General features: G+C 58.0%; 22 protein-coding genes. 13 read left to right on the forward strand and 9 right to left on the reverse strand.

All coding sequences use genetic code 11. The features are described from left to right. The first annotated feature begins 170 nt into the window (after window positions 1–170). Window positions 171–650 (forward strand): hypothetical protein, encoded by a 480-nt coding sequence (locus BUC32_RS07610; protein WP_139280678.1) that lies wholly within the window; start codon window positions 171–173, stop codon window positions 648–650. 5 nt (window positions 651–655) lie between these two features. On the opposite strand, the gene BUC32_RS20645 is transcribed toward BUC32_RS07610, so the two are convergent. The 3 genes from BUC32_RS20645 to BUC32_RS07620 form a co-directional block, all read right to left on the reverse strand. Further along, complete coding sequence (locus BUC32_RS20645) at window positions 656–799, reverse strand: hypothetical protein (protein WP_175556913.1); 144 nt, start codon at window positions 797–799, stop codon at window positions 656–658. 85 nt (window positions 800–884) lie between these two features. Further along, window positions 885–1,883: a type I glyceraldehyde-3-phosphate dehydrogenase gene (gap, locus tag BUC32_RS07615; RefSeq protein WP_073251282.1), complete on the reverse strand. Its 999-nt coding sequence runs from the start codon at window positions 1,881–1,883 to the stop codon at window positions 885–887. Window positions 1,884–2,081: 198 nt separating this feature from the next. Beyond that, a complete protein-coding gene (locus tag BUC32_RS07620; RefSeq protein WP_220387624.1) occupies window positions 2,082–2,933 on the reverse strand; it encodes a DMT family transporter in 852 nt (283 codons plus the stop codon). A gap of 121 nt (window positions 2,934–3,054) precedes the next feature. Between BUC32_RS07620 and BUC32_RS07625 the strand changes: the two genes are divergently transcribed. Then, complete coding sequence (locus BUC32_RS07625; protein ID WP_245815150.1) at window positions 3,055–3,312, forward strand: hypothetical protein; 258 nt, start codon at window positions 3,055–3,057, stop codon at window positions 3,310–3,312. Here the strand turns inward: BUC32_RS07625 and cueR are convergent, their stop codons facing one another. The 5 genes from cueR to BUC32_RS07645 form a co-directional block, all read right to left on the reverse strand. Next, on the reverse strand, window positions 3,313–3,705 hold the full coding sequence (gene cueR, locus BUC32_RS07630; protein WP_073251286.1) for a Cu(I)-responsive transcriptional regulator: 393 nt from the start codon (window positions 3,703–3,705) through the stop codon (window positions 3,313–3,315). Continuing rightward, on the reverse strand, window positions 3,702–6,164 hold the full coding sequence (locus BUC32_RS07635) for a heavy metal translocating P-type ATPase (RefSeq protein WP_073251288.1): 2,463 nt from the start codon (window positions 6,162–6,164) through the stop codon (window positions 3,702–3,704). The genes cueR and BUC32_RS07635 overlap by 4 nt, the downstream gene beginning before the upstream one ends. A 192-nt stretch (window positions 6,165–6,356) precedes the next feature. Further along, the gene (locus BUC32_RS20790) at window positions 6,357–6,845 is read right to left on the reverse strand and encodes a Rossmann-fold NAD(P)-binding domain-containing protein (protein ID WP_220387625.1); all 489 of its coding nucleotides are present in this window, start codon (window positions 6,843–6,845) and stop codon (window positions 6,357–6,359) included. A gap of 9 nt (window positions 6,846–6,854) precedes the next feature. Continuing rightward, the gene (locus tag BUC32_RS20795; protein WP_220387626.1) at window positions 6,855–7,412 is read right to left on the reverse strand and encodes an NAD-dependent epimerase/dehydratase family protein; all 558 of its coding nucleotides are present in this window, start codon (window positions 7,410–7,412) and stop codon (window positions 6,855–6,857) included. Window positions 7,413–7,520: 108 nt separating this feature from the next. Then, on the reverse strand, window positions 7,521–8,519 hold the full coding sequence (locus BUC32_RS07645; RefSeq protein ID WP_073251291.1) for an AraC family transcriptional regulator: 999 nt from the start codon (window positions 8,517–8,519) through the stop codon (window positions 7,521–7,523). A gap of 176 nt (window positions 8,520–8,695) precedes the next feature. Here BUC32_RS07645 and BUC32_RS07650 point away from each other — a divergent pair, with 176 nt between their 5' ends. Together BUC32_RS07650 and BUC32_RS07655 are read left to right on the forward strand one after the other, a co-directional pair. Continuing rightward, window positions 8,696–9,160, forward strand: a complete 465-nt coding sequence (locus BUC32_RS07650; RefSeq protein ID WP_175556914.1) for a (2Fe-2S)-binding protein — start codon at window positions 8,696–8,698, stop codon at window positions 9,158–9,160. 2 nt (window positions 9,161–9,162) lie between these two features. Beyond that, window positions 9,163–11,403, forward strand: a complete 2,241-nt coding sequence (locus BUC32_RS07655) for a xanthine dehydrogenase family protein molybdopterin-binding subunit (RefSeq protein ID WP_073251293.1) — start codon at window positions 9,163–9,165, stop codon at window positions 11,401–11,403. A gap of 75 nt (window positions 11,404–11,478) precedes the next feature. On the opposite strand, the gene BUC32_RS07660 is transcribed toward BUC32_RS07655, so the two are convergent. Beyond that, on the reverse strand, window positions 11,479–11,937 hold the full coding sequence (locus tag BUC32_RS07660) for an Lrp/AsnC family transcriptional regulator (protein WP_073251295.1): 459 nt from the start codon (window positions 11,935–11,937) through the stop codon (window positions 11,479–11,481). 129 nt (window positions 11,938–12,066) lie between these two features. Between BUC32_RS07660 and BUC32_RS07665 the strand changes: the two genes are divergently transcribed. The 9 genes from BUC32_RS07665 to BUC32_RS07705 all read left to right on the forward strand — a co-directional run bounded on the left by BUC32_RS07665 (window position 12,067) and on the right by BUC32_RS07705 (window position 23,557). Continuing rightward, entirely contained in the window at window positions 12,067–15,459 is a 3,393-nt protein-coding gene (locus tag BUC32_RS07665) for an indolepyruvate ferredoxin oxidoreductase family protein (RefSeq protein ID WP_073251296.1), read from the forward strand. Window positions 15,460–15,514: 55 nt separating this feature from the next. Beyond that, the gene (locus BUC32_RS07670; RefSeq protein ID WP_073251298.1) at window positions 15,515–15,892 is read left to right on the forward strand and encodes a 5-carboxymethyl-2-hydroxymuconate Delta-isomerase; all 378 of its coding nucleotides are present in this window, start codon (window positions 15,515–15,517) and stop codon (window positions 15,890–15,892) included. Window positions 15,893–16,009: 117 nt separating this feature from the next. Then, complete coding sequence (locus BUC32_RS07675) at window positions 16,010–18,100, forward strand: 3-hydroxyacyl-CoA dehydrogenase NAD-binding domain-containing protein (protein ID WP_073251301.1); 2,091 nt, start codon at window positions 16,010–16,012, stop codon at window positions 18,098–18,100. Window positions 18,101–18,114: 14 nt separating this feature from the next. After that, the gene (locus BUC32_RS07680; RefSeq protein WP_073251303.1) at window positions 18,115–19,290 is read left to right on the forward strand and encodes an acetyl-CoA C-acyltransferase; all 1,176 of its coding nucleotides are present in this window, start codon (window positions 18,115–18,117) and stop codon (window positions 19,288–19,290) included. A gap of 9 nt (window positions 19,291–19,299) precedes the next feature. Beyond that, complete coding sequence (locus BUC32_RS07685; protein WP_073251304.1) at window positions 19,300–20,496, forward strand: acyl-CoA dehydrogenase family protein; 1,197 nt, start codon at window positions 19,300–19,302, stop codon at window positions 20,494–20,496. 13 nt (window positions 20,497–20,509) lie between these two features. Continuing rightward, entirely contained in the window at window positions 20,510–21,604 is a 1,095-nt protein-coding gene (locus BUC32_RS07690) for an acyl-CoA dehydrogenase family protein (protein ID WP_073251306.1), read from the forward strand. After that, window positions 21,601–22,014: a PaaI family thioesterase gene (locus BUC32_RS07695; protein ID WP_073251308.1), complete on the forward strand. Its 414-nt coding sequence runs from the start codon at window positions 21,601–21,603 to the stop codon at window positions 22,012–22,014. Before BUC32_RS07690 ends, BUC32_RS07695 begins: the two co-directional genes overlap by 4 nt. Then, on the forward strand, window positions 22,011–22,793 hold the full coding sequence (locus tag BUC32_RS07700; RefSeq protein ID WP_073251310.1) for an oxepin-CoA hydrolase, alternative type: 783 nt from the start codon (window positions 22,011–22,013) through the stop codon (window positions 22,791–22,793). The genes BUC32_RS07695 and BUC32_RS07700 overlap by 4 nt, the downstream gene beginning before the upstream one ends. A 2-nt stretch (window positions 22,794–22,795) precedes the next feature. After that, on the forward strand, window positions 22,796–23,557 hold the full coding sequence (locus BUC32_RS07705) for an IclR family transcriptional regulator (RefSeq protein ID WP_073251312.1): 762 nt from the start codon (window positions 22,796–22,798) through the stop codon (window positions 23,555–23,557). The last annotated feature ends 33 nt before the right edge of the window (window positions 23,558–23,590 follow it).

Consider the following 23,590-nt stretch of genomic DNA (forward strand, 5'->3'; position numbering starts at 1 on the left):
TGAGACAATCTCTTCCGGCTTCAGTCGCTTGTTTGCCATTCTTAGTCCTCCGTTTCCTAACCTTAACGGTGGACCCATTCAGATGGGGAGGCTCACCGGAGCCAGACTTTACCAGTGGATATTCATTCTCTGCGCTTAGTATCACGGACAATGTGTTTTTGTCCGGAAACGTGGCACCGTGGTTTGCCTATCTGGTGATCAAGCCTCACGGGAGCGGGCATTTCATCGGAGGAATGACGGTGACCGGAAACAAGTTCCGCTCGATCCAAAGCACAAGCATTGATCGGGTGGACAGCGTGGATACGAGCCATGCCAGTCTGGACATGTCAAAAGGCAAAAACATCTTGTTCGAGGGCAATACGTTTCACGCGGTTGATACCCCGTGTTTCAACCCGCTGGTTGTCACGCACACGCAAAATACGGCGGCTCAGACATGGACGGTGGACAGCGATGACAGGCTGCCATTCGGCGGTCAGACACGCACTATTGAATCCGTTGTGATGAAGGGTAAGGTCAAGAACGCTGGCAATGTGACGCAGTTTACGTCGCCTTATGTTACCACCGAGCAAGGGGCAAACAATGACCAGGTCTATCTGAACTGGCAAACGGCGGTCTCTGGCACTGTGACTGTGCGCATGCGAATGGACTAATTCGGTCAGCGCCAGAAGGCGACCCATTCGATCAAATCAAAGAATTTGCGGGATAACACCAGGGTCGCCTGACCATCCATCCAGATCAGATCATAGCCCAGTCCTGCTAAAATAAGCAGAGTCAAGAATACGGCGATCGGGTTGGTCATGAAATGCGCCTCCAGAAGCTTGTGGCATCAGATATGCCTGAGAGCGTCCGGAGGCGCAACATTTTGCGTCACGTAAATTGATGGATTACAGGCGACCCATTTGGGCCGCAACATCCGCCATCCGGCAGGAGAAGCCCCACTCATTATCGTACCATGCCAGCACTCGCACCAGACGTTTGCCGGTGACTTTGGTCTGGTCGGCAGCAAAGATGGCGCTTTCTTCAGAGTGGTTGAAGTCGATCGAAACCAGTGGTTCTTCGTTGTATCCCAGAACGCCCTTCATCGGGCCAGCTGCCGCTTCGGCCATTGCTGCGTTGACTTCGGCCTCTGTGACATCGCGACATGCGGTAAAGGTTAGATCGACCGCTGAGACGTTGGCGGTTGGAACACGCATGGCAGAGCCGTCCAGCTTGCCTTTGAGGGCTGGCAAAACTTCCCCCAAAGCTTTGGCCGCACCGGTCGAAGTTGGGATCATCGACATGGCTGCGGCACGGGCGCGATAGAGGTCCTTGTGGCGGCGGTCGACGGTTGACTGATCGCCCGTGTAGGCGTGGATCGTGGTCATGTTGCCGGATTCAATGCCAACCGTGTTGTGCAGAACCTTGGCCACCGGTGCGAGGCAGTTGGTGGTGCAGGAGCCGTTCGAAATCATGGTGTCAGAGGCTTCCAGCATCTCGTCATTCACACCAAAAACGATGGTTTTGTCGACATTGGTTCCCGGTGCGGAAAGAAGAACTTTTTTCGCGCCCCGCTCAAGGTGGATTTTTGCTTTTTTACCGTCGTTGAACTTGCCTGTGCATTCCATGAGAATGTCCACGCCAGACCAGTCCAGTTCCTCGGCGTTATAGGTTGAAAACATTTCAATCTCGCCCTGACCGAGGTCAATCGTTCCGTCACCGATTTTGACGTCGTTCTTAAAACGGCCATGCACCGTGTCATAGCGAAACAGATGGACCGCGGTTTCCACGGGGCCGGTGGCATTCAGCTTGACCACTTTCACATCATCGCGGGCAGTTTCAGCAATGTGTCTTAGGGTGCAGCGGCCAATCCGGCCAAATCCGTTGATCCCAACAGTGACGGTCATGTCATTTCCTTTAGTCCTGAATTTGACTGCGGTATAGGAGGCTTGTTTCCTATGGGAAAGTCTCAAACGTCCCCTATCGCGGTATGTTAGCGATAAACGTGACGTGGTGACCAATGATAGCGGTAACGATTGGGCCTGCGAACGGACCGCATCAGAAGTGCGGTGATTGCCTCGTGTCTGGAGGAGCGGTGTGATTCCCTATTCTGAGCGTTTGTTCTTCCTGTCGCGATGCAGAATGAAGAGCGCAGAGCTTACGATGAACAGTGCGCCGAAAATCGTGTAAACATCTGGAATTTCATCAAACAGAACATACCCCAAAATGGCCGTGTAAATTAGTTGGGTGTACTGGATGTTGCCGATGACGCTGGCCTCTGCCAACCGCAAAGCTTTGACTCCGACCCACTGACCTGTTGTTGCCAGTGCTCCCATTGTCACCAACAGTAAGAACCCGGCCATATCGGGGGGTTTCCAAAGCCAGAAAACGGGCACGCCAGCCAGCAGACCAACAAATATCGATTGATAGACCAGTAATGTCGCTGTGGAGTCCGTTTGGGACAGCCGGCGCGCAGATGTAACGGCCAATGCAGCACCAAGAGCTCCGGCAACAGGGATCATGGCATTGGGATCGGCAAACCCCTGAGCATTGGGCCGCAAGATAACAAGCACTCCCAGAAATCCGACCAATATTGCGCAAATTCGGCTTATTCCAACAGGTTCTTTCAGAAAGCGGGCAGCGAGAAGTGCCACAAAAAACACCTGCACAAAAGCCAGCGTAATTGCGGTTGTCAGGGGCAGCACTGACACCGCCCAGATACCAGTTGAGAGCGCGACGAAAGCGCCGATCAGGCGTAATGCGTGAAGGCCGGGATGCTGTGTTCGCAAGCTTTCGGGAAAAGACCGGGCGAGCGATGGCAGCGACGACAAGAACACCATGATCTGGCGGAAAAACAGGATTTGAAGGACGTGGTATTCGGCCACGGCAATTTTGGCCATCGCGGCAACGGTCGCGAACAAACCGGTTGCCAGCATAGCCCAAAGAACACCCTGCATGTTGCTCGACATCCCAGGGGGATGTGCGGGAGGGGGGTGCGGGTTTGTCATTTGGGTGCCCCTTGAAGTTGCAAAGGTAATCTGGTACCATGGTACCTATTGAAATGTAAAGGAGAAACCTGTGGCGACCGTGGGAAAGACTGTTGAACGTGTTCAGACCGGCGTGCGTATCGAAAAGCGCATCCTCAAAGTGCTGAAGGCGGTTGCTGAAAAGCACGACATTGGACTTGGGGATTTGATTGAAGGCATCGTTCTGCACAACTTTGAGGGCCGTCAGCCTTTTGGCGACGACACGCTGCAGTTTATCGAGCAGATGAAGATGGCTTACGGGCTCGACCTTAGCGCCGAGGACAGCCACAATTTGCAGGAAGAGGGCTGATCAGCCTTTGACAGCGGCCAGATCGTTCAGGATCGGACAGTCCGGGCGATTGTCGCCGGCACATTCCGAGACCAGATGAGATAGCGTGTCGCGCATCGATTGCAGCTGTGCGATCTTTTCGTCGATCCGGGTAAGATGTTGTTTGGCCACCGATTTAACGTCCGAGCTGGCGCGGGTTTCATCTTCGTACAGGGCCATCAGAATGCGGCAGTCTTCGATGGAAAACCCCAATGTGCGGGCGCGGCATAGGAAGGTCAGCTTGTGCAGATCATTGGCGTTAAAGTGGCGATAGCCGTTGTCAGACCGGTTTGGCGTGACCAGGCCGATATCTTCGTAATAGCGAATGGTTTTGGCGGGCAGGCCGCATTTTTCAGAAATCTCACCGATATTCATGAGGAAGCTCCCGGTGTGGTGGCAGGGATGTGGCGCAGGCGCAGGGCATTGCTCAGCACAAAGACCGAGGACAGCGCCATGGCACCAGCCCCCAGCATCGGCGACAGTTGCCACCCTAAGATGGGGTAAAACAGTCCGGCGGCGACAGGGATCAGGGCAATGTTATAGGCAAAGGCCCAAAACAGGTTCTGACGGATATTGCGCATGGTTCGCCGGGACACATCAAGCGCATGCACCACTCCCAGCGGGTCGCCAGACGCCAGCACCACATCGGCGCTTTCAATGGCAATGTCTGTGCCGGTGCCAATGGCAATGCCTGTGTCCGCCAAGGCCAGCGCCGGAGCATCATTGATACCGTCACCGACAAAGGCGACCGGCCCAAGGTCGGCCCGCAAGGACTTGATGGTGTCTGCTTTGCCTTCGGGGAGGATTTCGGCGGCCACTTGGTCAATGCCCAGCTCGGTGGCGATGGCGTTGGCGGTGGCTGCATTGTCGCCGGTGATCATGGCCACAGTCAGCCCGGATTGGCGCAAATGTTGCACGGCAGCCCGCGCGCCGGGTTTGATCGGATCTGCCACCGTGACAAAGCCTGCCGCCACACCGTCGACGGCGATGTAGAACGGTGTTTGCCCTTTGCTGGCCAGAATGGTGGCGCGTTGCGCAAGAGAGGTCACATCGACGCCTTGCTGCGCCATGAACCGATCCGCACCTATCGCAATTGCCTGCTTTTCAACTTGTGCCCGCACGCCAAACCCGCTGCTGGCGGCAAAATCACTGACCGCAGGCAGGGTCAAATCCCGGTCGTGGGCCGCGTCTTCGATGGCGCGGGCAATCGGGTGCTCAGACTGGCTTTCGACTGCCGCTGCCAGACGCAGCAAGGCATCCGGCTCAAACCCGTCGCGGGTTTCAAAAGCCGCCATTTTGGGTTTGCCCAAAGTCAGCGTGCCGGTTTTGTCAAAGGCCACGACGCGGGTTTCATCCAAGCGCTGCAAGGCTTCGCCTTTGCGGAATAAGACCCCGATTTCGGCCGCCCGTCCGGTGCCCACCATGATCGAGGTCGGTGTGGCCAGCCCCATGGCGCAGGGGCAGGCGATGATCAGAACGGAAACGCCGGCAACCAAGGCATGCGCCAATCGGGGATCAGGCCCAAAGACCAGCCAGCCGGCGATGGCCAAAAGCGCAATCAGGATCACCACAGGCACAAAGATTAGCACCACGCGGTCCGCCAGCGCCTGCACGGGCAGTTTTGCGCCCTGGGCCTGTTCGACCATAGCAATGATGCGCGCCAGCACCGTGTCGCTGCCGACACTGGTGGCGCGATAGGTCAGAACCCCCTGACCATTCAGAGTGCCCGCGACAACCGCTGCGCCTTCGGCTTTGGCGACAGGCACCGGTTCGCCGGTGATCATGCTTTCGTCGATATAGGACATGCCCGCTATCACGGTGCCATCTACGGCGATTTTTTCGCCGGGGCGCAGGTGCAATTCATCTCCGACGATGATCTGTTCAAGAGGCAGTTCGACAAGGTCTCCGTCGCGGAGCACGCGGGCGGATTTGGCCTGCAAACCCACCAGTTTGCGCAGGGCGGCTCCGGTGCGGCCTTTGGCGCGCGCTTCCATCCAGCGGCCCATGAGGATCAGCGTGACAATGACTGCGGCGGCCTCAAAATAGACGTTCTGCGCGCCGGGTGGCAGAATTTGGGGGAAAAACAGAGACACGGTGGAATAGCCCCAGGCCGCAGCTGCGCCGAGCGCCACAAGGGAATTCATATCCGGTGTGCGCTTTGCCAAAAGCGGCAGGCCCTTGGTGAAAAAGCCGCGTCCGGGGCCGATCAGCACAAGGCTGGTCAGCAGGAACTGGATTGTCCAGCTGGTCTGGAGGCCGATGCTGCGGGCGATCCAATGGTGGAACGCCGGAAACAGATGCCCGCCCATTTCAAGGATGAAAACCGGCAGGGTCAAAAGGGCCGCCAGCAACGTCGCATTGCGCGCGGAGGTCAGCTTGGTTGTGTCGCTTCGGGCAGGATCGGCGTGATCGCCAGACTGGCGCGGTGTGGCGCTATACCCGGCATCCGTGACAATGCGAGCGAGGTCAGCGGGGGCCGTCGCGCCGCGCAGCACGGTGATCTGGGCGGTTTCCGAGGCCAGATTGACAGACGCCTCCAGAACACCGGGCACCGCCATCAACGCCTTTTCAACACGCGCACTGCAGGATGCGCAGTTCATATTGGCGACATCCAATGTCACCACGTCTTCGCGTGCGGGATACCCCGCGGTCTGCAAGGTGTCGCGGATGTCAGAGCTAACAGCCCCATCCAAAGTGACTAGACCGGTTTCCGAGGCCAGATTGACCGATGCGGACGATTGTCCGGGCATGGCCAGAAGGGCCCGCTCGGCCCGGCCCGCGCATCCCGCACAGTTCATTCCGTCGATTTCAAAACGCAGGCTAATGGCCGACATGACGCACTCCGGTGATCTTTGGTTCCCTAGATAAGGGTTCCAGTAATTGGAAGGTCAAGGGGGTGCAAGGCTTCTTGTCACAGGAAGGTTGCAAATTGCGGGGTCGCAAGAGGGGCGCTGCCCCTTAGGTCGTCTTTGCGGGGGCAAAGGCGACGCTCACCCCCGGAGCATTATTGAAATAATGAAGACCGGTCAGGGTTTCCTGAAAGTACCATCGTCAATCATCTGGGCGAACATGTCTTCCATGGTGTCCTGCAAGGTGCGATAGGTTACGCCCAATTCGCGCCGACCTTTGGCATTGTCCGCCTTCCAGACCACGTTGACGTTGCGGGCCACAAATGTGCGCGAGATGCCTGAGAAAGGTCCAACCAGCCAGACCAGCCATTTGGGCAAAGCCCGTTTGGGCAGAGGATAGTCGGCGCCGTATTTGTCCTGCAAGGCAAGGCCCAGCTCGAGCAAGTCGGTGTTGTGGCCTGAGACAATGTTGCGACCCTTGGCGTCCGGCGTAAAAGCGGCGGCGACATGAGCATCCGCAAGATCGCGCACGTCGACGGCACCAACACCTGCGCGCGGGGCACCTGCTTTCATCGTGCCATCACCGATCTGCTTCACAATACGGAAGGTTTCGGATGTGGGCGCCGCATTGAGCGCAGGCCCCAGCACCAAAGATGGGTTGATCACCACAAGATTCTACTGTGATTGGGCGTCTGCAATCTTCCAGGCTTCTTTTTCAGCCAGTGTTTTCGAATATGAATAGGGCTGATAGTCCAGCGATGAGGTGGTGTTCCAGATGTCTTCGGTGAGGGTGCCGTTGGGCGCCTTGGCGCAATCACTGGCATCGGTGTAGATCGCCGCACAAGAGCTGGTCAGGACAATGCGTTTGACGCTGTCGGTTTTGCGGGCTTGTGTCAGCACGTTTCGGGTGCCGTTGACCGCCGGGTCTATCAGCTCTTTTTGGGCATCTTTCACGTTGATTGTGAAGGGGGAAGCGGTGTGAAACACGACTGCACACCCCTGCATGGCCTCATCATAAGACCCTTCGTCGAGAAGGTCTGCCTTGAAGAACTTGATTTCACCGGCGGAATTGGCGGCAAGGTTGGTCAAATGCTGCAGTTTCTCAGAATTGTCCGGGTCGCGCACCGGGGCATGCACGGTGAGGCCCGCATCCAGCAAGCCTTTGACGATCCAGCCGGCAACATAACCTGTGGCACCGGTGATCATGACGGGGGATTTGGTGTCGATTTTCATCAGTTTATGTCCTGTGTCTTGGCGCGCAGCCGATACATGAGAGTTGCATCGGATGGTTCAATTGCGGATTGCGCCAGATGACCTGCCAAGCGCGTTTAGCGAATGCAGTTAGTGCATCGGAGTGCTTCGGGCCTGCATCGGTGTCATGCCGGTCCAGCCCTGAAAGGCGCGGTAAAACGAGTTGGGGTCCTGATAGGCGAGCAGATATGAGATTTCTTCGACAGTCATGTCGTTCTGTTTGAGATAATGCAGCGACAGTTCCGAGCGAACGGAGTCCAGCACCGCCTGATAGGATGTGTTTTCGCTGCGCAGCTTGCGCTGCAGGCTGCGTTTGGACATCGCCAGCCGTTGACAGGCCGCGTCCACCGAAGACTGGCCCGAGGGCAGCATCTCGATCAAAGCGCTGCGCACCCGCGTGGCCACGGCATTGTCTGCCGATTTCTTGAGAAGCTGGCGGTTCAGATCGGTCAGAACATCATCCAGCATTTCGGCATTTTCCGAGATCAGCGGGCGGGTGGCATCCTGAACCGAAAGGTGAATGGCAGGCAGCGCGGCCGTCTGAGGGGCTATGCCGTAGAACGCGACTTCATCCTCGGTCGGGGTCATCCCCTTGGGTAGATCAATGGCCAAAGGCACGAGATGCTCGCCGGTGAACATGCGGCAACATTCGATGAAGTAGACCAGTTCGAACATCACCATGCTTTGCGGCAGCGGTATCGCCGGATCAACCGACAAAAAGGTCAACGATACCCGGTGATCGGTGCGCTTTACGTCCAGCCGCAAGGGTGCCAGCAAAGGTTTGAACAAGGCCAGCCGCGCAAGGCCGATCTCAATGTTCTGGCTACATGAAAATGCAAAAATTGCCGGCACAAAGGGGCCGTGGGCCATCATTTTGCCTACAAACAACGCGATATCGTCCCGTTTGGCTTCGTCTTTGACAGCCTCAAACAGGGCAAAGAACTGCTCAGCTGTGCTGCCCTTGCCTTCGTTTTCAAAGTAGTCCGGCGGCAGGCCTGCACGGCGCATGACACGCTCGGGTGAAATTTCGAGAACCTGGCAGAGCTGGGCGGTTTTTTGGGCCACAGGATAGAGGGGGCGAAGTGTCATGAAAGGGGGCCTTTCGGCGGTGAAGATTGGGCCAAGAATGCGTGCTGGAAGGGCCTCTTGCCAGTCTCTCCAAGTGACTTGGCGTCATCAGAATGAATTTTGGCGCGATCTGCAAGTTGAATTTCCGTCGAGACTGCTAATCTTGAAAGGAACATGGCAAATCGTTCAACGGGAGAATGCGAGTGCAACTGGTTGTAGACGGGAAAAAACATGACGTGGATGTTGAAGAGGACATGCCGCTTTTGTGGGTGTTGCGGGATGAGCTGAACATCAAGGGCGTGAAATACGGTTGTGGTATCGCCGCTTGTGGGGCCTGCACCGTGCATATCAACGGCGAGGCGGTACGGTCGTGCCAGACTTTCGTGTCGGATGTGGACGGCCCTGTGACCACCATCAACGGGCTGGGCACACCGGATGCGCTGCATGCTGTGCAAGAGGCGTGGGTCGAAACCCAAGTGGCGCAATGTGGATACTGCCAGTCGGGGCAGGTCATGCAGGCGGCGTCCTTGTTGGCAGAAAATCCGACCCCTACAGACGATGAGATTGACGAGGCCATGTCAGGCAACCTGTGTCGCTGTGGCACCTATCCGCGTATCCGGGCCGCCGTAAAGCTGGCCGTCACCAAGACACAGGGAGTGTGATCATGAGCAAAGTTGGAAAAATTGCCCGCCGCACATTTCTGATCGGTTCTGCTGCTGTTGTGGGCGGCGTGGCCTTTGGCGTCTACAAGGTGAAAACCCCTTATGCGAACCCGCTGGAAGAAGATCTGGCCGCAGGTGCCGCGACGTTCAACCCATGGGTGGTGATCGACGGCGACACCATTACGCTTATCGGACCACATGGCGACAAGGGGCAGGGCGTGGCGCATAGTCAGGCGGCCTTGATTGCCGAAGAGTTGGACCTTGAGTTTGGCCAGTTCGAGGTGAGCTTTGGCAAACCGGACAAGGCCTATTGGAACACCGCTATGGCCTCTGAGGGCGTGCCGTTCATGTCCACCAATCAGGGGTTCGCCGCGGAAAGCATGCGAAGCGTCATGGGTGGCGTGATGAAATTGATGGGGATGCAGGGTACCGGAGGGTCGACGGCGATCCCGGACAGTTTCGTGAAACTGCGCGAGGCGGGAGCCGTGGCGCGCGAAACCTTGAAGGCTGCGGCGGCGCAAAAGTCGGGCATCAACACGACTGCACTCAAAACCGAGGCGGGGCATGTGATCCTGCCGGATGGTACTAAGCTCAGCTATCAGGAATTGGCCCCGATTGCAGCAGGGCTGGACCCGGTCACAGATGTAAAACTGCGCGATCCCAGCCAGTGGCGTCTGATTGGCAAGCCAATGCAGCGGTTGGACATGCTGGCAAAATCCACCGGGACGCAGGCTTATGGCATCGATATTGAGACCGAAGGCGCTGTGCATGCAGCCGTGAAAGTGAACCCGCGTCAGGGTGGGGTATTGAACAGCTATGATGCGACCACCGCCAAATCCATGCGCGGTGTGCAAAAAGTGGTCGAAGTCACCAATGGTGTGGCGGTGATTGCCGACAATACATGGCGCGCGTTTCAGGCTGTGGATGCTATTGATTTTGACTGGGGCGAGGCGCCCTATCCGGCAGAGCAGGACGGGCATTGGGCGGCGCTGGAAGCCTCCTTTAATGACGACCAGCTGGACAGCAAATGGCGTGACGACGGAGATGTGGACGCGGCATTGGCTACGGGCAAAGCGATCACAACCGAATACCGCGCGCCCTATGTGGCACACGCGCCGCTCGAGCCGTTGAATGCCACGGTTCTGGTAGAGGACGGCGGTGTGACGGTCTGGACGGGTCATCAGCTGCCGCGCATGCTGCAACAAATGGTGGCGGCGATCACCGGGCATGATCAGGATCAGATTGATTTCCAAAACCAGTATATGGGCGGCAGTTTTGGCCATCGGCTGGAATTTGAACATGTCCGGCAGGCAACTGAGATTGCTAATCAGATGCGGGGCACGCCGGTTAAGCTGACCTATTCCCGCGAAGAAGATTTTGCGCATGACTTTCCGCGTCATCCGGGCATCGCGCGCGCCGCTGGCACAGTGAAAAACGGGCAGGTTGAGGCGCTGGACTTACAGGTTACGATGCCGTCGGTGATTGGCTCGCAAATGGGACGCGCAAATATTTCGGTGCCGGGCCCCGACAGCCAGATTTCGGCCGGGTCATGGAATAATCCTTATGGGATTGCGAATTTCCGGATGCGCGCCTACCGCGCGCCGGAACTGGCGCCGGTGTCGTCGTGGCGCTCGGTCGGGGCGTCGGCCAATGGATTTTTCTTTGACTGCGCGCTGGATGAATTGATCCACGCAGCCGGGGCCGATCCAATGCAGGAACGCATTCGGCTGATGGATCATGACGTCAGCCGCAAGGTGCTGGAGGCCGTGGCCGAGATGTCGTCCTGGGGTGGCCAACTGGCTCCGAACAGCGGGCGCGGCGTGGCTTATGTCGAAAGCTTTGGGGTGCCAACCGCAGAGGTGGTTGAGGTCACCAATACACCCGATGGCATTCGTATTGATAAGGTCTGGGTGGCCGCAGACGTCGGCACCGTGGTTGATCCGGTCAACTTTGAAAATCTGGTGCAGGGCGGGGTTGTGTTTGGTCTGGGCCACGCGATCAATTGCGAAATCACCTATGCGGATGGCATGGCAGAGCAGTCAAATTTCGACAGCTTTGAGGGAATGCGCCTGAACCAGTGCCCTGAGATCTTTGTAAAAGGGCTGGAAAACGGCAACCGCATTCGCGGGATTGGCGAGCCTCCTGTGCCACCTGCGGCACCTGCGCTGGCTAATGCGATCTTTGCGGCCACAGGCCAGCGTATTCGTGAGATGCCATTTAGCAAGCATATCTCATTTGCCTGAACAAGGCCGGGGGCGCTGCCCCCGGACCCCAGAGCATTTTTGAAATAATGAAAAGGGGGTTTCGGCCCCCTGTTCTTATGGTGAGATCACAGCCGCCCGTTTGATTTTGCGCAGCACCACGTTGGTTTGCGCGCTGGCCACGGCGGGCAGGCGGAACAGCACGTTTTCAAGGAAGTCATTGTAGGTGGCGATGTCCGCAAACAGCACGTGCATGTGGTAGTCGGCCTGCCCGGTGGTGGCGAAACATTCCAGCACTTCGGGGCGCATTTCAATCACGCGAACCAGCTCCGCGAGGTTGTCGGGATCGTGGCGGGTGAGTTGTACCAGTACGATCGCTTCAAATTCGAGCCCCACCTTGTCGGGGTTGAGCACTGCACCATAGCGCGCGATGATGCCAGCCTCTTCAAAGGCGCGCACCCGTCGCCAGCAGGCCGAGGCAGACATGCCAACTTTTTGCGCCAGATCTGCGTTTGATATCCGGCAATCCTGTTGCAAGAGCGCCAGAATGCGTCTGTCACGATTGTTGAGTTGCATGGTTCAGATTGTCACAAGTTCATTTAATTTGGGTAAAATAGTCAAAATGTGATGCTCAGGCAATGAAATTCGGTCAACCTGTTCAGGCGGGGTGAGGTATTCTGTCAGGGCGCAAACAGGAGAGACCTCATGACTGACCTCAGCCCAAAGCTTAAGACCTATCAGCTGGACGACCGCTATGCCCTAAGCGAGGGGCGGGTGTTTCTGACCGGGACGCAGGCTTTGGTGCGGATCATGCTGGATCAGGCGCGGCGCGATCGGGACGCGGGGCGCAACACGGCCGGATTCATCTCGGGGTATCGCGGGTCGCCGTTGGGTGCGCTTGATCTGGAACTGTGGCGCGCACGCACGCAGGTCGCGCAAGACCGCATCACGTTCATGCCAGCCGTCAACGAAGACCTGGGTGCGACAGCCGTTTTGGGCGCGCAGCAGGCCAGCCTTGATCCGCATTGCGAGGTCGAGGGAGTGTTTTCCATGTGGTACGGCAAGGGCCCCGGCGTGGATCGTTCTGGCGATGCGCTGAAGCACGGCAATGCTTATGGATCGGCCCCAAAGGGTGGCGTTTTGGTGGTGGCCGGGGATGACCACGGATGTGTGTCGTCATCGATGCCGCATCAGTCGGACGTGGCCTTTATGTCGTGGTTCATGCCAACGCTGAACCCGGCGTCGGTGGCAGAGTATCAGGCGTTTGGCGAATATGGATTTGCGTTGTCGCGGTTTTCCGGCACCTGGGTTGGGTTCAAGGCCATCTCCGAGACCGTAGAGAGCGGCCAGTCGGTTGAGCTATGCGCGGATCGCGTTTTCGAACAGCCTGATTTCACCGGACCGCAAGGGGGGCTGCACGTGCGCAGCGCCGATTTGCCATCCCCCGAGATTGAAACCCGAATTGGTCATAAACTGCGTGCGGTGGAAGCCTTTGTCGAAGCCAACCCGATTGACCGGCGCATCTATGATTTGCCAAATGCGTCGTTTGGGATTGTAACGACCGGCAAGGGGCATCTGGACCTGATGGAGGCTTTGCGATTGCTGGGGCTGGATGAGGCAAAATGCCGAAAGCTGGGCATTGATATTTACAAGGTCGGCATGGTCTGGCCCCTGGCACGCCGGGATGCGCTGGCCTTTGTGCGAGGCAAGGAAGAGGTGCTGGTTGTCGAAGAAAAACGCGGCATTATCGAAAGCCAGTTCAAGGAATACTTCTATGATTGGCCGGGTGATAAACCGGAAAAGATGGTCGGCAAACATCGTGCGGTTGGCGATCCGCTGATCCCTTGGACCGGAGAGTTGAGCCCACTGCAGTTGGTGCCAATAGTGGCTGAGCGGCTGGATCGGTTTTTCCCCGGCGAAAATCTGTTGCAGACAGCGAAATCTTTAACCAACACACCGCCGGTTTTGCTCAAAGTTGAGGGCGCCAACCGGACGCCATACTTTTGTTCCGGCTGTCCGCACAACACATCCACCAAAGTGCCGGAAGGGTCCAAGGCAGCGAGCGGTATTGGCTGTCATGTGATGGCCAGCTGGATGGACCGAGACACAGTTGGATATGCACAGATGGGTGGTGAAGGTGTGCCATGGGTCGCATCGTCAAAGTTCAATGGAAACAAGCACATCTTTCAAAATCTGGGCGAAGGCACATGGTATCATTCGGGCAGTCTGGCGATCCGGCAGGCCGTGGCCGCAGGCACGAATATCACCTACAAAATACTCTACAATGACGCCGTGGCGATGACCGGAGGGCAGCCCGTGGACGGGCCGGTGTCGGTACATGGCATTGCCCAGACGTGTCGCGCCGAAGGTGTTGACCAGATTGTGTTGGTCTCGGACGACATATCCAAGTTTTCGCACGGCGATTTTCCGGCAGGCACCATGTTCCGCCCCCGAGAGGAACTGGATGCAGTGCAGCGCGAATTGCGCGAGGTAAAAGGTGTGTCCGTGCTGATCTACGAACAAACCTGTGCCACCGAAAAGCGCCGCCGCCGCAAGCGGGGAACGCTGATTGATCCCAAGAAATTCGCGGTGATCAACCCGTTGGTGTGCGAAGGGTGTGGGGATTGTTCGGTGGAGAGCAACTGCCTGAGCGTCGAGCCGTTGGAAACCAAATTCGGCACCAAACGCAAAATCAACCTGTCAAACTGCAACAAGGATTTTTCCTGTCTGAACGGGTTTTGCCCGAGCTTTGTCACCGTTGAAGGGGCTGAACGACGCAAGAAAGATGGTGCGGATCTGGATGTTGCATCACTGGTTGCGGGGGTGGCGCAGCCCATGCTGCCAACGCTGACAAAACCGTTTGATCTTTTGGTGACTGGTGTGGGGGGCACGGGCGTGGTGACAGTCGGGGCGCTGATCACAATGGCGGCACATATTGAGGGGCGCGGTGCGTCGGTGTTGGACTTTACCGGATTTGCGCAGAAGTTTGGCACAGTGCTGAGTTACATTCGGCTGGCACAAACCCCGAACGATCTTCATCAGGTGCGTATCGATCAGGGGGCAGCGGATGCCGTCATCGGGTGCGATATCGTGGTGTCGTCGTCCCCACGGGCATCGATACACTACCGAGAAGGCTCTCAGGTGGTTTTGAACCGGGCGGAAATGCCGACAGGCGATCTGGTTTTGCATCGCGACGCTAATTTGCGTGTGGATGCCCGGGAGCAAGTGATCCGGGGCGCAGTGGGTCCCGAAAATGTCAGCGGATTTGACGCCAACGAAGTGGCCGAAAACCTGATGGGGGACGCGGTGTTCGCCAATGTTCTGATGTTGGGGTTCACATGGCAAAAGGGGTTGGTTCCGGTCAGCGAAAGTGCTTTGAAACAGGCGATTCTGCTCAATGGCGTGGCTGTTGAAAAGAACGCGCTGGCCTTTGATCTGGGACGGGTGTTGGCGCAAGATGCTGGTGCGCTTGTGAAAGAGGAAGGCGAAGAAGCGGAAACGTTTCAATCGGTTGTCAATGACAGAGTGACGTTTTTGACGGCCTATCAGAACGACGCTTATGCCGCGCGCTATCGTGGGTCGGTGATGAAAGTGCAGGCTGCTTTGGGGGACGAATTGGGTATGATCGCCGCCCGATCCTTGTTCAAACTGATGGCCTACAAGGATGAGTATGAGGTTGCGAGATTGCAGACCGGAACCGGGTTTCATGAGACCCTGGCCGAAATCTTTTCAGGTGATTTCAAAGTAAAATACCACATGGCTCCGCCAATTTTCTCAACTGGAAAAGATGCTCGGGGACGGCCGAAAAAACGTCAGTTTGGAGCGTGGATGACGCCTGTGATGCGTGGCCTTTCGGCGATGAGGGCGGTGAGAGGAACCCCGTTTGATCCGTTTGGGTATTCTGCTGAGCGGCGTGAGGAACGGGCGGTAATTACATGGTATGAACAGCTGATAACCGATGTGACAACCCGCAAAGGTGGGGGCGATCTGTCTGTCTTTGCAGACATTCTCTCGGCGCCCATGGACATTCGTGGGTATGGCCCGGTGAAGGAAGCCGCTAGCAAAGAGGTCAAGGCTCGGGTGCAAAGTTTGCTTTGACAGGGTCGGGCTGTAAAACTTAATATATTAAGTAGTTTTTCCGAAAGGTCAGTCCATGCCGCACTTTATTGTCGAGTATTCTGCCAACCTTGAGCCCGAGGTGGATGTGGCCCAGTTATGCGAAGCTATCCGGGCGACGGCGGCAAAGATTGATACGTTTCCAACGGCTGGTATCCGTGTGCGCGCGTTTCGGGCGGATCACTATGCCATTGCCGATGGCAACCTCAAACATGGCTTTGTGGATATCTCGATCCGCTTGCGCGAAGGGCGCGCACAGGATGTGAAAGAGGCCGCATCCACCGAGATATTTGAGACGGCCCGCGCCTTTTTGGCCCCTGTGATGGCGCATCGTCCGGTGGCTCTGTCGTTGGAGATGCGTGACATTGATGCCAGCCTGTCACCCAAGGCGGGCACCATCCGCGACCACCTCTGACGCACCGTCATTTGCAAAGTCGTTTGCGTTAAAAGAATTTCACATAGTAAAATTTTTTCAAGTCCAATGGCGAATCCCGTCGCTGGAAGAAATGCGTTTCTTGCTTGGAGGAAAGCTATGAGCTCGCCCGTTCAGATGACCGTGGAAGACGGTATTGCCGTCATTGAAATCAACAACCCACCCGTAAATGCCCTTAGTCAGGCCGTGCGGCAGGGTTTGATCGAAGCGGCCCGCGCTGCAGATGCAGACCCGGATGTGAAGGCTATTGTGGTCTATGGTGCCGGGCGGACGTTTATTGCCGGGGCCGACATTCGCGAATTTGGCAAGCCGCCGATGCCGCCTGGATTGCCCGAGGTGATCGACGAATTTGAACTGGTCTCAACCCCTACCGTAGCGGCCTTGCATGGCACGGCGCTGGGCGGTGGATTAGAGACCGCTTTGGGCGCGCATTACCGGATCGCGCTTGCATCGGGCCGCTTTGGTCTGCCCGAAGTGCACCTTGGTATCCTGCCGGGTGCTGGCGGTACACAACGATTGCCGCGGGTGGTGCCAATTGCCAAAGCGGTCGAGATGATCACCGGTGGCGGCATGATCGGCGCCAAAGAAGCGCTGGCTCTGGGGCTCATTGATGAGATTGCCGAAGGGGATGACATTCGCGCCGCAGGGATCGCGATGGCCAGACGTCTGGTGTCTGAGGGCAAAGGTGTGCGTCCGCTAAGTGCTGAAGAGCCAAATCGCGTGACTGCCGAAGAATTTGAGACGATGCGCAGCATGGTCGCCAAAAAGGCCCGTGGCCTGATTGCCCCACTGAACTGCATGAAGGCCATAGAGGCCGGGATGACCATGCCCTTCACAGAGGGCCGCCAACGCGAACGCGAGTTGATCATGGAACTGTTCGCCAGCCCGCAAAGCGGCGCGATGATCCATGCGTTTTTTGCCGACCGCGAAGTCGCCAAAGTGCCCGAATTGAAAACCGGCACCCCGCGCAATATTGCCAAAATGGGTGTGGTGGGCGGCGGCACCATGGGGGCAGGGATTGCCACTTCGGCCTTGCTGGCAGGCCTGGACGTGACGCTGGCCGAACGTGAAGCCGAGGCGGCAGAGCGCGCCGCGGCCACCGTGCAAAGCCATCTGGCAGGGGCGGTGAAGCGCGGCAAGCTGAAGCAAGATGCTTATGATGCGATCATGGGCGGCAAATTCCGCACCACCACTGATTACAACGACTTTGCCGACGCCGATCTGGTGATCGAGGCGGTGTTTGAAAGCATGGAAGTCAAAAAGGACGTTTTTGGCCAATTGGACGTAATCTGCAAACCCGGCGCCATTCTGGCATCGAACACATCATATCTGAATGTCGACGAAATCGCCGCCATGACCAACCGGCCCGAAGATGTGATTGGGTTGCACTTCTTTTCACCGGCCCATGTGATGCGCCTGTTGGAAGTTGTGGTTGGCGACAAGACGTCTGACGACGTTGTAGCATCCGGCTTCGCTCTGGCCAAGACCATGAAAAAGATCGCCGTGCGCTCAGGCGTGTGCGATGGCTTTATCGGCAATCGCATCCTGAACGCCTATGCCAAGGCGATCAACGGCGCGGTTTTGGCGGGCGCCAGCCCCTATGACGTGGACCGCGCGATGCAGGATTTCGGACTGGCGATGGGCCTGTTCCGGGTGGCGGATCTGGCCGGTCTGGACATTGGCTGGGCCAATCGCAAGCGCAAGGCCGACAGCCGCGATCCAAACGAGCAATACGCCGAGTTTGCCGACCGCATTTGTGAATTGGGCCGCTTTGGCCGCAAGACCGGGCGCGGCTTCTATATCCACGACAAGGCCAAAGGTGAGTTGCCCGACGACGAGGTTCTTGAGATCATCGCCAGGGAACGTGCCGACAAAGGCATCACGCCGCGCGCGATCAGCGACGCCGAAGTGATCGACCGCTACATGGCCGCGATGATCAACGAGTCTGCCAAAGTGGTCGGTGAAGGCATCGCCCTGCGCCCGCTGGACGTCGATATCACACTGTTGAACGGCTATGGGTTCCCCCGTTGGCGTGGTGGGCCTCTGCATTACGCGGACACTGTGGGGTTAGATAAGGTTCTGAACGATATCAAAACCTTTGCCAAAGAAGACACCAATTTCTGGCAACCTGCACCTTTGCTCGAACAACTGGTCGCCGACGGCAAAACCTTTGCCTCTTTGAACCGCTGAAAAGGAAAACCCCCATGAAACAAGCTGTTATTGTCTCCACCGCCCGCACCGGGCTGGCGAAATCCTTCCGCGGATCGTTCAATGTCACCCATGGCGCGACCATGGGCGGTCATGCGGTTCAGGCCGCCGTGTCGCGCGCGGGTCTTGAGGGGGGGGAAATCGAGGATTGCGTAATTGGCTGCGGCCTGCCCGAAGGCGAGACCGGTGGCAACATCGGCCGTCAGATCGCCATTCGTTCAGGCCTGCCCGTAACCGCCTCGGGCATGACCGTGAACCGGTTCTGTTCATCCGGGTTGCAGGCCATCGCGCTGGCCGCCAACGCCATCACTCAGGAAGGTGCCGGGCCGATGGTCGCCGGCGGTGTGGAAAGCATCTCAATGGTGCAATCCAAAATGCGCCCCGCGCCGGATCCCTGGATCCTCGAGCATAAGCCCGCAATCTATATGTCGATGATCGAAACCGCCGACATCGTTGCCGAGCGCTATGGTATGCAGCGCGCCTATCAGGACGAATACGCCCTGCGCTCGCAGCAATTGATTGCCGCCGCGCAGGCCAGTGGCAAGTTTGACGATGAAATCGTGCCGATGCAGGCAACCATGGCGGTGAAAGACAAGGAAACCGGCGAGATCTCGATGCAAGAGGTCACTGTGGACCGAGACGAATGCAACCGCCCGACCACCACGCTCGAAGCGCTGGCCGGATTGAACCCTGTGCGCGGCGACGGCCACCACATCACTGCGGGCAATGCCTCGCAGTTGTCCGATGGCGCAGCGGCGGTTGTGGTGATGGACGCCAAAGACGCCGAACGTCGGGGCCTGAACCCGCTGGGTGCGTTCAAAGGCTTTGCTGTGGCGGGCTGCGAGCCGGACGAGATGGGCATCGGCCCGGTCTTTGCTGTTCCGCGTCTGTTGGAGCGCCACGGGCTAACGGTGGATGACATTGATCTGTGGGAACTGAACGAAGCCTTCGCCAGCCAGTGTCTCTATAGCCGTGATCGTCTGGGCATCGATCCAGAGAAATACAACGTGAACGGCGGCTCGATCGCCATCGGACACCCGTTTGGCATGACAGGCGCGCGCATGACCGGACATTTGTTGCTGGAAGGCAAACGTCGCGGCGCCAAGCTGGGCGTTGTCACCATGTGTATCGGTGGCGGCATGGGCGCGGCTGGCCTGTTCGAGATTTACTAGGAGGCGGCAATGGACCTGAATTACACAGACGAGCAACAAGCCTTTCGCGCCGAAGTACGCGATTGGCTGGCTGAAACCTTGCCGCGTGAAATGTCCGAAAAAGTACGGTTGGGCAAACGCCTGACCAAGCAAGACAGCGAAAGCTGGCATGCCATGCTGAATGCGCGTGGCTGGCTCGCTCCCAACTGGCCGAAAGAGTACGGCGGAGCGGAATGGGATGCAGTACAACGCCAGATTTTTGAGGATGAATGCTGTCGCGCCCACGCGCCACGTATTGTGCCGTTTGGCTTGTCGATGCTGGCGCCGGTGCTGATGGCCTTTGGGTCCGAAGAACAATGCCAGCGGTTTCTGCCGCGTATCCTAAGCGGTGAAGACTGGTGGTGTCAGGGCTATTCTGAACCCGGTGCAGGGTCCGATCTGGCAGCCGTCAAAACCCGTGCGGTGCGTGACGGTGACAACTATGTTGTAAACGGTCAAAAGACATGGACCACGCTGGGGCAACATGCCGACTGGATTTTCTGCCTCGTGCGCACCGACCCGGATGTGAAGAAACAAGAAGGCATTTCTTTCCTTTTGATCGACATGAAAACCCCCGGTGTCACGGTGCGCCCGATCGTGCTCGTCGATGGCGGAGCCGAGGTGAACGAGGTGTTTTTTGACGATGTGCGCGTGCCCGCCGAAAACCTTGTGGGCGAGGAAAACAAGGGCTGGACCTATGCCAAGTATCTGCTGACCCACGAACGCACAAATATCGCCGGTGTTGGATTTTCCAATGCCGCCTTACAGACCGTCAAAGACGTGGCCGCAAAGGTGCACGCGGGCGGCAAACCGTTGGCCCAGAACCCGCATTTCGCCGCCCGTGTGGCACAGGTCGAGATTGACCTGATGGCCATGGCCACCACCAACCTGCGGGTGGTCTCAGCGGCCGCCAAAGGACAGGCGCCAGGCGCGGAAAGCTCGATGCTCAAGGTCAAAGGCACGGTGATCCGTCAGGAACTCACATCGCTGTTGCGCCGCGCCGTCGGGCCCGATGCGCTGCCGTTTCAGGCGGACTATCTGGAAGGCGGCGACAACGCCGAAATGATGGGGCCGGAACACGCGGCAACCTCGGCGCCGGGATATTTCAACAACCGAAAACTGTCGATCTTTGGGGGCTCGAACGAGGTCCAGCGGACGATCATAACCAAAGCCATTATGGGGCTCTGAGGGGGGATCAATCATGGATTTTAATCTGACCGAAGAACGCCGGATGCTGCAGGACAGTCTTGGGCGTTTTCTATCCGATAAATACGACCACGAAAGCCGCCGCAAAGTGATTGCAGCGGGCAAACCTTATGATGCCGGCCTGTTTGCCGGACTGGCCGAACTGGGTGTGCTTGGGGCATTGTTCGCCGAGGACCAAGGCGGCTTTGGCGGGCTGGGCTTTGATCTCTCTGTGGTGTTCGAAGAACTGGGCCGTGCAGGCGTGATTGAGCCGGTGCTGCCAGCCGTGCTGACGGGATCGTTGGTTGCTGAGAACGCCGACCTTGTCGAAAACATCATCGCCGGTGAGGCCGTCGTGACGCTCGCTCATTCCGAGGCCGCAGCACGTTATGATCTGAACTATGTCACCACAACCAGCAGTAATGGCGTGCTGAACGGTGCCAAAGTGCATGTGCTGAACGGTGCGCAGGCCTCGTATCTGGTGGTCTCGGCGCGCGAAGGTGGGGATGACTGGGACAAAGACGGCATTGCCCTGTTTCTGGTGCGCACGGATGCGACTGGTGTGACCATCACCGATCACGTCAACAACGATGGCACTTCGGGCGCGACTGTGGTGCTGGATAATGTCACGCCTGATGCGCGCCTGACCGGCGGTTTTGCGGCGCTGGAACTGGCTGTCGCACGGGGCACACTGGCTTTGTCCGCCGAGGCGCTGGGTGCAATGGAATCGGCCAAAGCGCTGACGCTCGACTACCTCAAGGAACGTAAGCAGTTCGGCATTCCAATCGGTAAGTTTCAGGCCTTGCAGCATCGTATGGCGGATGTGCTGATTGAGGTAGAGCAGGCGCGTTCGGCGGTGATCAATCTGGCAGGCCACATGGAGGCTGATCGCGACACACGCGAGCGCCACGTCAGTGCCACCAAGAACCTGATGGGTCGGGTCGGTGCGCAGGTGGTGGAAGAGGCGGTGCAAATGCATGGCGGCATTGGCATGACCGATGAATACGCCCTGTCGCATTTTGCCCGACGTATCACCATGATCGACCACTGGCTGGGTGATGTGGATCACCACCTTGCCCGCTTCATCGATTTGTCTGCGGGGGAGGCATGACCGAACCCATTCGCAAACCTATCCCGCTCGCCGGTCTCATTGGGTTCCGGGTTGAGGTCGACGCCGCCAACACATCAGCGTCTTGCCTGTTGGATATCACGCCCGTGCACCTTAATCGCCATGGCGTCCTGCATGGCGGGGTTATCTCGACCCTTTTGGATACCACCAGCGGGGTGACCGCCAGCATGACGGTCGACGCGCACGGCCTCACCCCCTTCACCACTGTGTCGCTGAACATCAACTTCCTCGCGCCTGTGCAGGCGGGACAGGTGCGCGCGACGGGGCGCGTATCAGGTGGCGGGCGCAGTCTCACCTTTGTGGAGGCCGAGGTTCGCGATGCTGACGGACGCAAGATCGCCACGTCGACCGGCGTGTTCAAACGGGTCCGCCCGAAGGAGCCCGCACCATGAGCGCCCTGTTCCGACATGAGGTGACAAACGGTGTTCTGACCATCTGGAACTGCAATGCGCCGCGCCGCAATGCGTTGTCGGCGGAATACTACGCGGGCCTGATCCAGGGGTTGCAACGCGCCAGCAGTGAAGACGACATCGTGGCCGTTGTTCTGGCAGGCGAAGGCGGGTTCTTTTGCTCGGGCGGAGACCTCAACAGCCTCAAGCAACGTCGCGATATGAGCGAGGAGGCGCGGCGCGCGCAGATCGAGCGGCTGAACGACATTATCCGTGCGCTGAAATCCTGCCCCAAACCAGTGATTGCTGCCGTAGAAGGCGGCGCTGCCGGGGCGGGTCTGTCGATTGCCATGGCGTGCGACATGATCGTTGCGGGTGACAGTGCCAAGTTCACGCTGGCCTATGTCAAAGCAGGTCTGGTGCCTGACGGCGGAGCCACCTACACGCTGATGCAAGCCATGCCACGTGCCACAGTTGCGCGGATGGCGATGCTTGGCCTGCCGCTGGACGCTGCGCGCATGTACGCGCTGGGCGCGATCAGCGAACTGGCGCCGGATGCCGATGTCCTAAGCCGCGCGCATGGCTTGGCCGTGCAAGTCGGGCAGGGGCCAGCCGAGGCCATCGCCACCATCAAGGGGCTGCTGAACTCTGCTGAAACGGCCACCTTGGAACAGCAATTGCAAGCCGAACGCAACGCCATGGCGCGCGCCTTGGGGGGGGATGAGGCCGCCGAAGGCATCAGCGCCTTTCTCAACAAACGCAGTCCACGATTCCGGGGGTAAGCATGGTGGGAACCGACCGGGATATGCGATTTTCCTCCACCCTTGCCCGTGGGCTCGCCGTGTTGCGCGCCTTTCGCCCTTCGGACGACGGGCTGGGCAATCAGGTGATTTCCGAACGCACAGGCATTCCCAAACCAACGGTTTGCCGCCTTACAAAAACGCTTTGCGCCGATGGCTATCTCACCCAAGGCAAACGCAACGACAAATACCGCCTTGGCCCCGCCGCATTGGCTTTGGGTCAAATTGCCGGGGCATCGTTTGGCTTTGTCGATGAAGCAACACCGGTGATGCAGGCTTTGGCAAATAAGACGGGTGTTCTGGTTGGTATTGCCATTCGCGACGAAGATCACATGCTGATGTGTAAAACCTGGACACCGGATGCGACGGGCCGTGAATGGATGGATGTTGGCTATCGAATGCCTATTTCTTCGTCCTCCAGCGGTCGCGCCTTTTTGGCAGGGCTGACGGATGCTGCGATGAGCGTGGTGTCAGAGCAGATAGAGCCTAAGTCAGTGGCGCAGATGATGAGTGCCCGACAGGATGCCAGACGCGAGTTGGCAGAAAGCGGGTTCATTTGTGTGTCAGGCGAGGCGCATTATTCACAGACCATTCACGCTGTGGCGGTGCCATACTGCCCGGCCGGGATGGGTGCGCCTGTTGCCTTTCTGGCGGGTGCTGCTGTTGCCGATGTTGACGAACACCAAATGCGAAACGTGATCGGGTCAGAGTTGGCGCGCTCTGTCATCGCACTCAAGGCCAAATAGCGCGGTTTTCTAAGTTCAAAATTACAGGCAATA

The organism is Shimia gijangensis (assembly GCF_900142085.1).
GTDB classification, from domain to species: Bacteria; Pseudomonadota; Alphaproteobacteria; order Rhodobacterales; family Rhodobacteraceae; genus Shimia; species Shimia gijangensis.

Bases quoted from the DNA above. Each gene is read 5' to 3' on its own strand.
- BUC32_RS07700 (WP_073251310.1), top strand. From the start codon at position 22,011: ATGAGCGCCCTGTTCCGACATGAGGTGACAAACGGTGTTCTGACCATC.
- BUC32_RS07660 (WP_073251295.1), bottom strand. From the start codon at position 11,937: ATGCAACTCAACAATCGTGACAGACGCATTCTGGCGCTCTTGCAACAG.
- BUC32_RS07695 (WP_073251308.1), top strand. From the start codon at position 21,601: ATGACCGAACCCATTCGCAAACCTATCCCGCTCGCCGGTCTCATTGGG.
- BUC32_RS07675 (WP_073251301.1), top strand. From the start codon at position 16,010: ATGAGCTCGCCCGTTCAGATGACCGTGGAAGACGGTATTGCCGTCATT.
- BUC32_RS07680 (WP_073251303.1), top strand. From the start codon at position 18,115: ATGAAACAAGCTGTTATTGTCTCCACCGCCCGCACCGGGCTGGCGAAA.
- BUC32_RS07650 (WP_175556914.1), top strand. From the start codon at position 8,696: ATGCGAGTGCAACTGGTTGTAGACGGGAAAAAACATGACGTGGATGTT.
- gap (WP_073251282.1), bottom strand. From the start codon at position 1,883: ATGACCGTCACTGTTGGGATCAACGGATTTGGCCGGATTGGCCGCTGC.
- BUC32_RS07655 (WP_073251293.1), top strand. From the start codon at position 9,163: ATGAGCAAAGTTGGAAAAATTGCCCGCCGCACATTTCTGATCGGTTCT.
- BUC32_RS20795 (WP_220387626.1), bottom strand. From the start codon at position 7,412: ATGAAAATCGACACCAAATCCCCCGTCATGATCACCGGTGCCACAGGT.
- BUC32_RS20645 (WP_175556913.1), bottom strand. From the start codon at position 799: ATGACCAACCCGATCGCCGTATTCTTGACTCTGCTTATTTTAGCAGGA.
- BUC32_RS07620 (WP_220387624.1), bottom strand. From the start codon at position 2,933: ATGCAGGGTGTTCTTTGGGCTATGCTGGCAACCGGTTTGTTCGCGACC.
- BUC32_RS07690 (WP_073251306.1), top strand. From the start codon at position 20,510: ATGGATTTTAATCTGACCGAAGAACGCCGGATGCTGCAGGACAGTCTT.
- BUC32_RS07645 (WP_073251291.1), bottom strand. From the start codon at position 8,519: ATGACACTTCGCCCCCTCTATCCTGTGGCCCAAAAAACCGCCCAGCTC.
- BUC32_RS07705 (WP_073251312.1), top strand. From the start codon at position 22,796: ATGGTGGGAACCGACCGGGATATGCGATTTTCCTCCACCCTTGCCCGT.
- BUC32_RS07665 (WP_073251296.1), top strand. From the start codon at position 12,067: ATGACTGACCTCAGCCCAAAGCTTAAGACCTATCAGCTGGACGACCGC.
- cueR (WP_073251286.1), bottom strand. From the start codon at position 3,705: ATGAATATCGGTGAGATTTCTGAAAAATGCGGCCTGCCCGCCAAAACC.
- BUC32_RS07685 (WP_073251304.1), top strand. From the start codon at position 19,300: ATGGACCTGAATTACACAGACGAGCAACAAGCCTTTCGCGCCGAAGTA.
- BUC32_RS07670 (WP_073251298.1), top strand. From the start codon at position 15,515: ATGCCGCACTTTATTGTCGAGTATTCTGCCAACCTTGAGCCCGAGGTG.
- BUC32_RS07635 (WP_073251288.1), bottom strand. From the start codon at position 6,164: ATGTCGGCCATTAGCCTGCGTTTTGAAATCGACGGAATGAACTGTGCG.